The 14,419-nt window shown below is 52.0% G+C and carries 12 protein-coding genes; 3 read left to right on the top strand and 9 right to left on the bottom strand.

Annotated elements, in window-relative coordinates:
* Positions 1-133 precede the first annotated feature (133 nt).
* Positions 134-1,096 carry a pentapeptide repeat-containing protein gene (locus L855_RS03890; RefSeq protein WP_159784404.1) on the bottom strand — a complete coding sequence of 321 codons (963 nt, stop codon included), beginning with the start codon at positions 1,094-1,096 and terminating at the stop codon, positions 134-136.
* 140 nt (positions 1,097-1,236) lie between these two features.
* Between L855_RS03890 and L855_RS03885 the strand changes: the two genes are divergently transcribed.
* Positions 1,237-2,142, top strand: coding sequence for a pseudouridine synthase (locus tag L855_RS03885; protein WP_159784401.1), 906 nt, complete (start codon positions 1,237-1,239; stop codon positions 2,140-2,142).
* Positions 2,143-2,494: 352 nt separating this feature from the next.
* Here L855_RS03885 and L855_RS03880 read toward each other — a convergent pair whose 3' ends face one another.
* The 5 genes from L855_RS03880 to iscB form a co-directional block, all read right to left on the bottom strand.
* Positions 2,495-2,797, bottom strand: a complete 303-nt coding sequence (locus L855_RS03880; protein ID WP_159784398.1) for an Mpo1-like protein — start codon at positions 2,795-2,797, stop codon at positions 2,495-2,497.
* A gap of 55 nt (positions 2,798-2,852) precedes the next feature.
* Positions 2,853-3,551 carry a rhomboid family intramembrane serine protease gene (locus L855_RS03875; protein WP_159784395.1) on the bottom strand — a complete coding sequence of 233 codons (699 nt, stop codon included), beginning with the start codon at positions 3,549-3,551 and terminating at the stop codon, positions 2,853-2,855.
* 63 nt (positions 3,552-3,614) lie between these two features.
* Positions 3,615-4,820 (bottom strand): glycosyltransferase, encoded by a 1,206-nt coding sequence (locus L855_RS21085; RefSeq protein ID WP_192924989.1) that lies wholly within the window; start codon positions 4,818-4,820, stop codon positions 3,615-3,617.
* A gap of 50 nt (positions 4,821-4,870) precedes the next feature.
* Positions 4,871-6,985 carry a glycosyltransferase gene (locus L855_RS03865; protein WP_159784392.1) on the bottom strand — a complete coding sequence of 705 codons (2,115 nt, stop codon included), beginning with the start codon at positions 6,983-6,985 and terminating at the stop codon, positions 4,871-4,873.
* Positions 6,986-7,189: 204 nt separating this feature from the next.
* Positions 7,190-8,461 carry an RNA-guided endonuclease IscB gene (gene iscB / locus L855_RS03860; protein WP_159784389.1) on the bottom strand — a complete coding sequence of 424 codons (1,272 nt, stop codon included), beginning with the start codon at positions 8,459-8,461 and terminating at the stop codon, positions 7,190-7,192.
* 400 nt (positions 8,462-8,861) lie between these two features.
* On the opposite strand from iscB, the gene L855_RS03855 reads away from it, so the two are divergent.
* Complete coding sequence (locus L855_RS03855) at positions 8,862-9,182, top strand: ArsR/SmtB family transcription factor (RefSeq protein WP_159784386.1); 321 nt, start codon at positions 8,862-8,864, stop codon at positions 9,180-9,182.
* A 9-nt stretch (positions 9,183-9,191) separates the two neighbouring features.
* Here the strand turns inward: L855_RS03855 and L855_RS03850 are convergent, their stop codons facing one another.
* On the bottom strand, positions 9,192-10,058 hold the full coding sequence (locus tag L855_RS03850) for an Npun_R2479 family HD domain-containing metalloprotein (RefSeq protein WP_159784383.1): 867 nt from the start codon (positions 10,056-10,058) through the stop codon (positions 9,192-9,194).
* A 173-nt stretch (positions 10,059-10,231) separates the two neighbouring features.
* Between L855_RS03850 and L855_RS03845 the strand changes: the two genes are divergently transcribed.
* Positions 10,232-11,845, top strand: a complete 1,614-nt coding sequence (locus tag L855_RS03845; RefSeq protein WP_159784380.1) for a PQQ-binding-like beta-propeller repeat protein — start codon at positions 10,232-10,234, stop codon at positions 11,843-11,845.
* A 12-nt stretch (positions 11,846-11,857) separates the two neighbouring features.
* On the opposite strand, the gene L855_RS03840 is transcribed toward L855_RS03845, so the two are convergent.
* Positions 11,858-12,643, bottom strand: coding sequence for a DUF305 domain-containing protein (locus tag L855_RS03840; RefSeq protein WP_246198714.1), 786 nt, complete (start codon positions 12,641-12,643; stop codon positions 11,858-11,860).
* 185 nt (positions 12,644-12,828) lie between these two features.
* The gene (gene crtH / locus L855_RS03835) at positions 12,829-14,364 is read right to left on the bottom strand and encodes a carotenoid isomerase (protein WP_192924988.1); all 1,536 of its coding nucleotides are present in this window, start codon (positions 14,362-14,364) and stop codon (positions 12,829-12,831) included.
* Positions 14,365-14,419 lie beyond the last annotated feature (55 nt).

The raw sequence follows: 14,419 nt of genomic DNA, 5'->3' as shown, positions 1-14,419 counted from the left end.
TTAGCCTATAAGCATTTTTCCCTTGGTCTCGGGTTGTTTACACTTTCTTGACTTTTCCACGATTTCCTTAACTTGACACCAGTGTAGGGGTGGGTTCCCCCTACTGCCTACTGCCTACTGCCTGCTGCCTTTCTTAACGATTTGCCAGGGTTTTTAAAAGGGAAAAGATGTCAGCCGGATGGGGTTGCGATCGCCGACCTGGGGATTTACGCAGGCGATTATACTCAGTCCAAAATGCCTGTTTTAATGGCTCAATGTCGGACTCGTGAGTGACAGAAATTCGGAAGAGTAAGCTCCCATGTTCCGTCTGTTCCAAGGACTTGGTATGGCTTTTGGGTAGATTTTTGTTGAGGTGTTCTAAGCTTTTAACGAGGGAGTGAAAACAAATCGGTTCACTGAAATTTAAATTGAGTGTTTTTTCAGTTGGACGGAGAATCTGGGCCAGGTCTCCGGGGTTTAAAAATTCCTGATCTGAGGTAGGGTAGCGGTGTGAAAACTTGTTATCCCACGTATCGTAATCACGATAAAAGTATTTACAAATGGCGGTTTCAAGTTCAGTCAATGAGTCGATATGCAAGTCTTGAAGACAGGTTCCGTTCAGGTTAGCATTGTCAAAGTTGGTTCCATAGACACGCACGGATTTGAGAAAGGCATAACTGAAATCGCTATCCTGACAGTTGGCTTGGCTGAGGTTGGCTTCGGTGAAACTGGTATGGGAGAGATTGGCCCCTTGAAGATTGGCTTTGGTTAGATCGCTGCGGCCGAGACGGGCCTGTTGCAGTTGGCTATCCCGTAAGTCAGCCCGATAGAGGTTGGCCCGACAGAGATAGGCTTGTTGTAGGTTGACCTGTTGTAGGTTGGCCCGAAATAGATCCGCTTCGTAGAGATCAGCTTGGAATAAGTCAGCCCCCTGGAGGTGGGCCAAGCTTAGGGAGGTTTTGCCGAGGACGACTCGTCTTAGGTTTGCCCCTTGTAAGGGATAATTCCGTAAGTCTGCGTCGTAAAGGTCTGGGATGAGATGAGGGTTGATGTCCCGCCATTGGTTCCAGGTTTCAACTCCCTGTCTCAGCATTGAGAGATGTTCTAAGTTCGCCATGTATCGCCGACTCTGCGTGTCTCTCTAGTAGTATTACAAAAAAAGTGGTGGCTCGTTGCAATGAATGGAGGCTTGTGGGGAAAGATGGGGCGAAATGGGGACTATTGTTAGGAAATGCTAATTTTTGGGGGTGATGTGAAATGTTAAATCAGGGTTGGACTTATACCGATCGCCTGGATTCGCTACCCCCAGGACTGACGGTTTTAGACTATTATGCTCAACGCTACCGCCATTCAACTCGGCAAATGTGGCGCGATCGCATCCTCCAAGGCCAAATCTATCTCAATGATAAGCCAACTCGCCCAGAAACGCGGCTACAACGGGGCCAATATCTTACCTATCATCGTCCTCCGTGGGATGAACCGGAGGTTCCTCTGAGGTTCGATCGCCTCGGGGAGGATGAGGATATCCTCTTGGTGGGGAAGCCGTCAGGCCTACCGGTTCTCCCGGGGGCGGGGTTTTTGCAACATACGCTGTTGTTTCAGTTACAACAAGAGTATCCCGATATTGCTCCGATTCATCGTTTGGGGCGAGGAACGTCGGGGATTATGGTCTGGGCCAAGTCTCCTCAGGGGCGATCGCAGTTGAATCAGCAACTTCGCCATCAGCAGATGCTGAAAGTCTATCGGGCCTGGGTGGGGGATTGGTCTCATGGCGATCGCCTGACGATTAATCAACGGATTGGGACACTCCCTCATCCAACGTTAGGAACGGTTTATGGGGCCACCGCTGAGGGCCGTTGGGCGGAAAGTCGGGTGGCGGTGTTGAGTCGTTCGTCTGAGGGGGTTCTCTTGCAGGTGACAATTTCGACGGGACGACCTCACCAAATTCGCATTCATTTGGCGGCGGTGGGTCATCCTCTGCTGGGAGACCCACTCTATTCTCCGGGGGGTGGGTTGAATTTAACTGTTAATCCTCAGACCCAAACCTATCCGGTTCCGGGGGATTGTGGCTATTTTCTCCATAGTTTTCGGCTGGGGTTTCATCATCCCACGTCGGGGAATTGGCAATGTTGGGATTGTCCTCCGCCTGACCGGTTGCGGTGATATAGCAAAAATTGGTCTGAATAGGACAAAAAATGGGGGAGAAGTAGGCAGTAGGCAGTAGGCAGTAGGCAGTAGGCAGTAGGTAAGAGAAGGCAACGGGCAATACCGTCCGATCGTTATCCACCCCTTCAGAAAGGGTTGCTCGTTCAGGATAGTCAATCTTCGATTGCTATAGTTTTTGGGGCCAATTTTGTTGAGAAATTCCTTGACATTGTCTTGGTCTTGACATACTATTGAACCATGGGAAAGTGTGGCGCCATATATATAGGGTCTGTGACAGATTGAGTCAAAGCCTGTGGGTGACAGAAAACGGCTTTTGCGGGCTTTGGTGAGAAAGTTTTGAACGAAGATATTAGAAGGGAACTTTTCCAGTTAGCATATCTCGATACATGAGAATCCCCCCTTTGAAGCTGTAGAGAGGGTGGCCGAAGGTGGCGGGGACGTTTTTACCGAAGATTCCATGACTTAGCCAGGCACAAGGATAGCCGAAGCCGGGGGCGATCGCCAGGGTCCACCAGGTTTGGGTGATAATAGAGTAGAGAATGGCCCCAATGGCAACGACGACTCCCAAGACATGGAGTCGCCGACAGATTGGGTTTTCATGGGCTTCGAGGTAGTAGGGGTAGAAGGCTTCGAAGGAGTTAAATTGATTCATTAGAAGGCAGTAGGCAGTAGGCAGTAGGGGGAAGAAGGCAGTAAACAGTAGGCTATTAATTGCGGCGGGAGAAGAGTCCAAATAGGGGGCCGAGTAGGGCCCCGAAGACGAAGCCTCCGGCGTGGGCCCAGTAGGCGACCATACTTTCAGCCCCGCCGGTGTTGACTTGTGCGTCTAAGGTGAGAACACTGTTAAAGGCTTGTTGTAAAAACCAAAATCCGAGGAAGAAAATCGCGGGAATCCGGACGGTGAACCAGAAAAATCCTAGGGGAATTAGGGTTAAGACTTTGGCGTCGGGGAAACGGAAAATATAGGCCCCCATGACGCCGGCGATGGCCCCACTCGCCCCTAGGGTGGGAATCATGGAACTGGTGTCGAAGATATATTGCGTTAAGGCTGCTAAGACACCACAGAGAAGATAGAAGGTCAAATAGCGAGTATGACCCATCTCCTCTTCGATGTTATTCCCGAAAATCCAGAGATAGAGCATATTGAAAATAACGTGGGGAATGCTCCCATGGAGAAACTGGGAGGTGACCAACGTTAGGGGTTCGGGAATCATATCTCCCGTGGAACCCCCCTGCAAACTCTCGGACAGTTGACCGGGAATAAAGGCAAAGTCTTGTAAAAATGCCTGAAGTTCGGGCGTACCAAGGCTGAGTTGGTAGATGAAAATAACAATGTTGGCGGCAATTAAGACATAGGTGACGATGGGGGTGATTTGAATGGGATTCTCATCCTTTAAGGGAACCATGGAACACTAAACCTTGATAAAAACCGGGGTTAACTTTGAACGCTCAACCAATAGACTCGGATGCTAAGAATTTAACTCATCACGGGGAGTCTCAAAGCTAATATTACCGTCTTGACTGAGTTGAGGACGACTCTCCTGGGAACGGGGCCGGATAAGTGGACGAAGGGGAGGAGGCGTGGGAGGCGTAGTCTGTTCTTGATAGCCATAACCGGCGGCGGGGGGTTGATAGCCATAGCCGTCTCCGACTTGTTCGTTGGCCCGAATGGGAGGGATGGGGGGATTGTCTTGTTTCAAGAGTTCCCAGTTGGGTTCTATCTGTTGCGGCTGGATGTTGTCTTGGAGGTTGGCGGATGTGATGCTGGGGGGTTTGGCTTGGGAAACCCCCTGACTGGCGGTTTCGATGATGGCTTTTCCGGATTCGCTGGGGGTGGGGGTGGCGGTGGCGGTGGCGTTGAGGGGAATGAGGGGAAGGGAGAGGGAAGCGAGTACGGCGGCGACACGGCTGCGGGAGGCGGTGGGCCGAGGTTTGAGGATAAATCGCCTGTCTTGGACTTGCAGTTGTAGGGTATCTTGCAAACCCCGACGACGGAGGGCGTTGTTGATGGCACATTGCGATCGCGCCTGTTGTAAACTGGCTTGGGACCGGGAGGCGTTGTCGCTATGGTGGCGGTAGTGATAGAGGGGTTCGGGAAGATGATAGATGTCGGTGAGTTCCGAGATGCGTAAACAGAGATCGTAGTCTTCGGCGTATTCAAAAGCGGGATCGATTCCACCGGCTTGGTTGTAAATGTCTCGACGGATGAGGCGGAAGTGAAAGGTGATAAAGTCGGTTAGGAGGCGATCGCGACTGTAGGGAATACGACAGCGATAGCCTAAGCCGAGGGAGTTTCCTTGACTGTCGATGTCGAGATAGTCGCTGTAGACCATCCCCACTTGGGGGTTCTCATTGAGGATGGCGGCGGTGCGTTCGAGGGCGTTGGGGAGTAAGATGTCGTCTCGATCAATCCAGCCGAGATAGTCCCCGGTGGTGGCAGAAATTGCTGCTTTGAGGGCTTCTCCACGGCCTTGGTGGGGGGCGGCAATGACCCGCACTCGCTCATCTTGGGCGGCTTGCGATCGCGCGATGTCGAGAGAGTCGTCGCTGGAACCATCGTCCCAAATTAAGAGTTCAAAATCGGGGTAGGTTTGTTGCAGAACACTCTCGATGGCCGGTTGGAGATAGTGACAGGGATTGTAACTATTGAGGATGAGGGAAATTTTTGGGGACATGGTTAAACCCAGAGGTGAGGAGCGTTAGGGCAGATTCTAGCACAAGGGATTTAAGATAGGTTTTTGATATCTTGAGCCAGTTTAAGTTTTCTTAAAATCTCTTGACGGAAGGGCATATCAGTTCCCAGTTTTTGGGCTAGGTTGATATAGTCCGACTCTTGTTGGGCGATGGCCTCTGGGGGAATTGTCCCGGAAAAGGCGTTAACGCTGGTTTGCGATCGCCGAGTTTTACCGAAATACAAGACAGGAACCTGATTTTTTCTTAAGGCCATCTGGACGGTTTGCGGGGAATTGACGGGGAAACTATCTAAATAGATATCTCCCACATCCCACCAAAGAGGCTGCTGCTGCCAATCGGGGCGATCGACGACAATCAACTGTTGCCGAGATAGGTTAAACTGGGTCCAGGTTTCTCGGAGGCGATCGCGGCTTGACCCTCCTATATAGGACTGTTCATCCTTATTTGCCAACAACAGCAGTAAACAGGAATCGGCAACCGCTTCAATAATTCTTGCCCAACAGTCTCGCAATTCAACCGTTAGACTCTCCGGGGAAACATCGCTAAAAAAAATGACCCTCGTTGAGCCTAAATCCAGTCGTTGCTTCACGTCTAAATAAGTTTCATCGCGGCCTTGCCTTAACTGAGCAACCGTGCTATGGTGAGTGCTAGATTTGGCCGCCCCAGGCCCAAAACCCTCATCTAACTGGTATTCCGCGACAGGGAAGGGCAAGACGCGCCGCTGAACTCGGGCGAGTTGGTGCAGTTCCAGGAAGGCGATCGCGCTAATCTCCCTGAGTGAATCTCCCCACAACAGCAACTCTGCCAAATTCGCCTCTCGCAGTTGTTGAACCTGTCCCCGCAAATCTCCCGGTAACTGAATCCAATCCCCGCCAACCCAGGATGGCGGCTGGGGTTGCGGTGAATACATGGTTATCTCCCGAGATGGCAACTCTCCCATTCCCTCCAGGGGCCAACTCGGACAGTAGACTCCCGTTTTTCCCGACGTTTGCCCCGAAAACTGCCAATCCAGGTCATACCCCTGATATTTGAGAAAGATTTGTAGGAGTTGCCGCCGTTGACCCAAGAGTTCGTCCAAGGAGACATCTATATAATAGGCGGGCCAAAGACTGACCTGAAGCGAATAGGTGGTTAAAACCTCCAGCCAGTCTTGGGGAGAGTAGCCAAGTTGAGTTAAGAGATACTCCGACAAGGCTGAAAGTCCCTGAACATAGCACATCGCCTCACCGCGACGCTGCCATTGAGGCAGATGGGAGAACAGATGCTGCAACCAATCGGGCCAAAACCATTTGGGAACCGCTGGTACTCCCAAAGACCAATCTCGGCAACACCAATCCTCTCCTTGTAGCCAAAACAGCATCCCTTGCCGTCTCATGGATTCAGAAAAGATGGGATTTTGGGCAACTTTGAGACACAACTGCCGCTCATCAAACGCTCCCTTGCGGGCATTCGTCACCGTTTGTTGCCCCGGATGGAGACGAAACACCGCCAGCGGTTGGTCCACAAACCCCACCGAGAAGCGGGCCAACAGTCGCCACCACAACTCCACATCCACTAACTGACATAAGTCTTCGTCAAACCCTCCCACGGCCTCCAACGCCGATTTCCGCAACAGAACAGCGGTGGGTTCCCCAATTTTGTTGAGGGGAAACTCCCATAATTGGCAATCGGCCAACAGACTTACCCCCGCTTGGCGAGATTGCAAGCGACTCCAGCCACGATGAATCTCCTGACAATGTCTCCAGAGAATCTGCAAGATGGGAATGTCCTGGGCCTGAGGGAATCTCTCCAGCCGACGGACGCAAAACACTAATCCCAAATCAGCATCGGTTTCGGCCAGGTTGACCAGTTGGCGAATACAATCGGGGTCGAGGCGATCATCTTGAAACAGGAATTTGAGATAAACTCCCCTGGCTTCCTGAAGGCAAAAATTCCAATTTTGCACCATCCCCTGATGGGAATGACGGTAGAGGCGACAGGGATGAGGGGAGTTGGCGCTAAAGTCCTGTAGAATCTCTAGGGTGGCATCCTCAGACCCATCGTCGGATAGGAGAATTTCTAGGTTGGGATAGGTTTGCTCACCCACACTCTCTAAAGCCTCCCCTAAAAATTGCTCCCCGTTGTAGGTGGGAATGCACACCGTCACGAGAGGATGAGGGGATGTCTGAGGGGAGTTCGGCTCAGAGGAGAAACTCACGTAAACCTCTTGAGAGCGTGGAAGCCCCGTGTCTTTAGACCGGGGAGGAAAAGCGACAGGGGGACTCACGTAAACCTCTTGAGAGCGTGGAAGCCCCGTGTCTTTAGACCGGGGAGGAAAAGCGACAGGGGGACTTTAGTCCCCGTCAATCTTTCAAGCATAGGCGTAACCATCCTTCCTGTGAATGGGTTTGCAGTATTTGTGGCTGATGCCTGCCACCCTTCGAGAAGCGGTGGTAATATCAAAACTACCAGACGCACGGCAGAGAACCCGTCCCACATAGGAGCCAATTTTCTTCCCCGCTGTGACCGTAGCCGTCACAATGTCGCCAGTCTGAAAGCCTTTGTGAATTTGCCTCCTGGAGCGGTGACGAGTAGGGAATCCGTACTTATTCGTCCCGCACATCTGACGGGTTCCATGCCCCTTTGCTAAAATCAGCAACGGTTTTGACGTCAGAACTTCGAGTGATTCGACGGGTCCAACACAGGCAGCATCAAGCCAGTGAGCTTTAGGTAGGTTGAGCCTCAGTCGATTGAACTTCGTTTGTCCGCCAGTTCCTGTAGTGACTGGGAGTCCTGTGGCTTTGAGAGCCTTGAACAAGGCCCATCGAGTCGAGTTGACGGCAGCCGCATCGTTAAGGGGTGATTTTGCCTGCCCCAGAAGACGACTCAGGACATCAGGCTGGCCCGATAAAAAATCCCGAATGTCCCCATGGCCTTTGGCTTGATTGCATGAGCGGCAAGCCATCGTCAGGTTAGACACCCGGTCAGAGCCACCCTTAGACCGAGGCTGGATATGCTCAACTTCAAGGGGTACATGTTTAGCACCACAGTAAGCACAGGTTCTGCCCCACTTCTCCAACAGGTATTCCCTGACTTCGTAGCCTTGTAAGGCTCCCTGCTGATACTCAACACCTGAGATCTCAGGGTTTTCCATCAATTGCAGGTCGAACCGTACTAGCTCTTGAGTAATCTGGCCAACTGGGGCAAGTCTACGGAATCGGTTAACCCAGGTCATTAGAGTATCTACTCGATGCTGCAAGCTGGGAGCTAACCAACCTTCGGGACGAGTCCGATTCAAGAACCGAGCTGGTCGATATCGGGTCTTGCGGTTTCGTCGAGAACGTCGGAGTTGACGACGAGACAGCAGTGCTTCCTTAATCTGCTGTCCTCGGTGCTGCAACTCGGCAGCAAAGATGATTCGATGCCCTTGCTTCAGGGCAATTCCAGTGACGTTAGAGCCTGGGTCTAATTTGAGTTCGAGGGGTTCAGGATTCGCATCAACCTCCTTGTTGAGAATAATGGTGAATGGGTAGCGTCGAAATACCGAGGCTTTCCCCGCGTTGAGCAGTGATCGTGCTACCCCTGGCTTGCAGGGTGTCAGGGGCTTGCGGTTGGTATCTAAAACGAAAACATGGTTAGACATTGTTGCGTCTCTTCTGATTGCTCGTAACGTTTGCTTCGCTAATGTTCAGAGTCGGTACTTTCCCAATCGCACTGTCTTAACCCCTTAAAACTGTTTAACGATTTGGTTCTAGAGCCGGGAACTAGCACGCATTCCCGGGTAGGAACTTTAACGCTTGCTCTGAACGTAGCCAGTTAAGGCTTAAGCTGGTCAGCTACCTGAAAGCGGGGGGCACGAAGCCCCCGTGCTTCAGCCGGGGGTGCTGACGAGATGAGGGGATGTCCTAGAGGTCTTTTTTTGGGCGCACCTTTTCCATCGTGCTTATAATACAGGGGAAGTTGTCAAGTTGTCAAGAAAAAATTAGAAGAATTTGAGAAAATTGAGTAGAATCGAGTCAGAGTCATTGCCCTAATTCAACGCCATGAAATCGTCCAGTGAACAGCCTCCCGACCCACTCATCCTGGGATTTCGGGCTTTAAGTGATCCCTTGCGCTTACAAATTATCGAACATTTGTGCGATCGCGAACTTTGCGTCTGTGATTTATGCGATCGCCTCGACACCCCCCAATCAAAACTCTCCTTTCATCTCAAGGTTCTCAAAGACGCTCATTTGGTGCAGCCGCGACAAGAAGGACGCTGGATGTATTATCGACTCGACCGAGGACACTTGCATCAATTAGAACAGTATTTAAATCGCCTCAACATCGTAACTACCGATGTTTCTGCTTCTTCCTGTTCCTGAGTTCTAGACTTAAGATTGTTCCAAATCCGTGGAAATCGTCGTACGTGTATTATCATGTTCTACGACAAACACATTAGCATAGACATTGGCAACAATTTGCTTGCCTTCTTGCGTCAAGCCTAAATACTCCAATGCCGGTTCAATCGCTGGATAAATCAACGACCAATACTGTTGAGAATGGCTTTGACGTAAATCCCCTGCATGACGATAGCCCAACTTTTGGTTATAGTTTGCCTCCTCATACTCATAGTAAAGAGCACCTAACTTATTGAGATAACGGGGATCACTTAACTGGCCAATCAGATCTGCCGCACGAGTTAAGCCGGGAAAGCCAGAGGTATCCTCATAGCCAGGACTCTCCGACGATAGGGTACGAGTTAACTCAATATTGTCCTTAATTTCTCGGGCTTCAATCAGCTTATGGCCGTGGAATCGTTCCTCTACAAAGCGTTGACTGCGATCGACATGATAGGGGGCTAAACTGGCATCCGTGGCACCACAACCGAGTTGAATTAGCTCGCCCTTGCCAGAATCAAAACAATGCTTTTCTAGGTTATCCTGACGACAAACTCCCTTGACATAGCCAATATCACTACAGACCAGCGAGAGAATAAAATGGAGCCAATCTTCGCAGCTAATTCCTCCCTCACGGATATGTTTTCCTCGGAGAATTTCCTGACCCACCAGTGCTACACCAATGGTATGTTCTACAGTATGGTAAAGGGCATCACTGTTGGCAATATTTTCCAATGCCATGCCACCGGCCCAAGCGATAATATCAGCATAATCAGGTTTATAGCCGCCATAGGTGCGATGATACCCTTCCCGTAACTCCTCGACAAATGCTTGAATTAAAATTTCAGTGGCGTTGAACATTTTTCGCTCTCTGGCAAACCCACGGTTGGGGAAGTTTAGGTAAATGGCAGATCGCCCTGATAATTGGAAATTGGTAACCTGATCTTAACGGTTGCGATCGCCCTTGGCAATTGAGGCGATCGCCCCCGAGTGGTACAACCCACCCCCCTGTCCCTGATCCCTGACCGTAACGGATGGCCCTAACCCGACGACAACTCACACGATACACCCTGTCCCTAGGACTCGCCGCCTGGCTTCCTGGCCGACTCCGGTCATCTCAAGATAGCCAAACACCACCCCTCGTCACCCCCACCTCCCTCTCTGACACCATAACCCGTCAGGTCACCGAGATTCTTAACGCATCCCCCAAATTGGATGTCGCTGAAACCCAACTCCTCGTTCCCACCTATCTTGGCAACGACCAACGCCGCTACTATGGTCAGGGAACCCCCGAGGCCTTGAATGTCCAACATCGATTTTACCTTGGTAGTGGCATTAGCATTGTGGGTGGCGTCCCCTACACCTGGAGTGGGGCCGGCTGGACCGGACAACCGACCCTGGTGCGCGATCGCGGCCGTCTCTATTTGGTCATTGGGGCTTACGACCACCAACTGCGAAAAATCGATCTAGACACCCAAGAGGTGGTTTGGACCTATCGATTTGACGATATCCTCAAAGGAACCGCCACCATCTACATTGATGAAACCGCCAGCGAGGAGAATCAAGTCGTCGTACTACAAGGAAGTCGTCTAGGCAATAATAAATCCCTAGCCTCTGCGTTTGTCCCCAGTTTTCGTGCTGTTTCCTTCCGAACCGGTCAAGAACTCTGGCGCATGAATATCCGTAGAACCGATAGTTATAGCCGAGACAATGATAGTTCTCCGCTCTATTTAGGCAACCATACCCTCTTCAACGCCGGGGAGAACTCCATCGGCTATTTTATCAACAGTCGCGTTGAGCAACGTCGTCCCGAGCAAGGATTTTTTGTCCCCGAAGTTTATAAAGAACTGCAACTCTACGAAGCCGAAGATGTCCCCCTGTACCAGGGTAACCTCGTCGCCGAATCCTCCCCCGCCCGCTCGGGCGATCGCCTCTACTTAGCCTCAGGCGGGGGACGCATTTACGGGATTGACATTCCCAGTCAGGAGATTGTCTGGCGATTTCGCGCTGGGGGAGACCTCAACGGAAGCATCAGCATCGCCCAAGACGGTAAACTCTTCAGTACCGTCGATCGCGAACGTATCCCCGGCCAGGGAGGCGCCTACAAACTCGACCCCAGTAAACCCGATCCCGACTGCGTGGACTGGTTTCTCCCCACCGGAAATGTCCGTTTTGCCGAATGGGAGGGAGGAATCACCGGTTCCGTGGCCCTCAATGACCAATATCGCGCCCCCAACACCCCGCCTCTGTTTGCCACCAACGCCATCGACGGTCATCTCTACATCGGCAGTCAAACCCAAGTCACAGGGGAAAAGGTTCCCGGCCCCTTCCAACAACACCAGTACGACACCCCCATTATCATCTTCAAAGACCGTATTGGCGCCTCCATCTCCACCCCCATCTTCACCGATGGCAATCGTCTCATCTCCGCCGGCTATAACGGTGTCCATCTGTTTCAACTCAACTATGACATCGCCTCCCCTGACGATCCCCTGGCCCTAGATGGGGGCCAGGGACAGTTCTATCGCATCAGCGTCGAGAAAATCTCTAGCTTCAACCTGGGAGGATCGTTTGAGGCCACCCCAGTTGTCTGGGATGGCCTCGTCTATCTCTGTAGTCGCGACGGCTGGATGTATTGTCTTGGCTAGAGCAATATGGCGTTAGCTGTCGAGATACCAGCTATCCCGCAGGGCCAGCATTTCTTGGATTTCAGCGGTTTGCGTCTCGATGACCATTTCGGCAAACTCTTGCAGTTCCGGGCGATCGCTATTGTCCAACACCTGACGGGCCATATCTAATGCCCCTTCATGATGGGCAATCATGGCATTGATATAGCGCAAATCAAAATCGTCATCGGCTTCACCGAGATCCATATCCATTTTCATGGCAGATTTCATGCTGTCGCTCATCTCTACCGTCTGAGACATCTGAGCATCATACATCTGGCGCTCTTCCGGGGCCTCAGCATACCAGTCACCGCGCCAGTCTTCCATCTGGGTAATCTCGTCTTCTTGAGCGTCAATAATTTCCTGGGAGAGTTGGCGAATTTCTTCCCGTTCCGACTTATCTAGGGCATCTTCGGCCATCTCAACGGCACCCTCATGATGGAGGATCATGGCATCGAGGAAGCGCAGTTCAAACTCCTCATCAGCCGGGCCGAGATACATGGCCGTCATGTGCATTCCATGGTCGTGCATCTGACCGTCCATAGACTCGCCAGGCATTCCAGGCTCATCCATCCCCTGATTCGGCTGTCCAGGAGCATCCATGCCAGGTTGGGGGGCCATGGGGTCTTCGGGTTCCATTCCCTGGGGTTCTTCCGGCATCCCGCCGCCATCAGCCATGGGGGAGTCGGGGTCTTCTGGGGCACTACAAGCCCCGAGTCCTAACGCCAGGGCTGCGGTCAAACCCAATCCAGCACCGGTCAATCGCTTAAAAGTCTTCATAAAAATGTTTCTCCTCCAAGGTTTAGTTAAGGGTAAGGGAAAATAAACGCAACGGTATCCAGTTTTGGATCTGAGTTGACTCCCTTTTGCTGTGATCTCCCTGGAAGCTTGACCCGAGAGACCTTGTCATTCTGGCAAATTTCCAGGGCGATCGCCCCCACCTTTCGATAGAGTTAAATCTCTCTCTAAAGACCTAAATCGACAGCAATGCGATGGGCACAGGCAAAGCCGGAAAAGGCGACTGCATTTAGGCCCTGACCGGGAAAGGTGCTATCACCGACACAATACAAGCCGGGGACGGCAGTACGATTGAAGGGCATGGTCAGTAAGCCGGGGAGTTTATGGCGGGGAATGGGGCCATAGGTACCTTCATCTCGTCCTAGGAAGCGGCGATGGGTGCGCGGGGTTCCCACTTCTAGATAGTCCAATCCAGAATCTAAACCGGGGAAAAAGGCTTCGAGGCGATCGACCACCTCCCAGGCGGCGGCCTCCTTACGCTGTTCATACTCATCTGGGGGCAGATGTTGCCAAGACTCCAGCCAGTCGGGGGTGAAGGCATGGATAATATGATAGCCCTCGGGAGCCAGACTGGGGTCTAAGAGGGTGGGAATGGAGACAAATAGGGTTCCCTGGGCCGCCTCCATCTGTTGCCAGTCCTCTAGGATAATATGATGGCATTCAGTGTTGGGAGGCAGGACGTCAGCGGCGACCCCCATATGTAGACTCAAGAAGCCGGGGGATTTGCGATATCGCTTCTGCCAGCGACGTTCTTGGGGGGGCATCTTCTCGGGAGGAAGCAGGTTCTCGAAGGTATCCCAGCGGGTGGCGTTGGAGACGATACGACGGCCATAGAGGCTGTCTCCAGAGGCCAGTTTCACTCCGACGGCCCGCCGGCCCTCGGTGATGATTTTCGTGACGCGGGCCTTGTAGCGGATTTCTCCCCCCGCTTTTTCGATGCCCTCGACGAGGGCCTCGGCGATGGCTCCCACGCCGCCTTTGGGGTAGTTGATGCCGCCATAATGGCGATCGCTAAAGACCATGCCCCCATTAATTGCTGGGGTAAGATCCGCCGGAACCACGGACCAGCAGTAGCATTCAATATCAATAAATTTCAGAAGTTCTGGGTCTTGGATATGGCGACGGGCAATATCGCCGACATTTTGGGGTAAGTATTTGACCAATCCTAAACAGGCTAGGGGATGTTGGAAAAAGACCCGCATGAGGTAGCGGGGTTCTTCTAGGGACAGCAACTCCATGCTGTTAAGACAGTTGAAGATTTTCCAACATTCATCGTAAAAGCGACGAATTCCCTGGCGTTCGTGGGGAAATTTGGCGGTGAGTTCACTGATAAAGCCTTCGTAGTGGCGATGAACTTTCAGTTCTAATTGGTTGGGAAGGTGATAGTGGATTTGCACGGGATCGGCGACGGTTTCCAGGCTCATGTTCACCGCCTCTAGGGCCCGGGTTAGTAGGTTCGTGGTTCCCTCGTCTCCAAAGCCAAAAATCATCGAGGCCCCTACGTCAAAGCGATAGCCTGAGCGTTCAAAGTAGCCGGCACTGCCGCCGGGGATCAGATAGCGTTCGAGAACGAGAACCTTTGCCCCTTTGCTAGCCAGTTGGCTGGCGGTGACGAGGCCCCCCATGCCCGAGCCGATGATAATGGCATCATAGGTTTGGGGCGATCGCGCCTGGGAGGGGGAAGAAGCCGCTGTTGCAGTCATAGAGATGGTATCGGAGGATATTAAAACAATCTCTTTGTACTGTAGCGGAGGAGAC

The organism is Sodalinema gerasimenkoae IPPAS B-353 (genome assembly GCF_009846485.1).
GTDB classification, from domain to species: Bacteria; Cyanobacteriota; Cyanobacteriia; order Cyanobacteriales; family Geitlerinemataceae; genus Sodalinema; species Sodalinema gerasimenkoae.
Note: the sequence above shows the minus strand (reverse complement) of the source record. Positions and strands in the feature narration are given on the sequence as shown.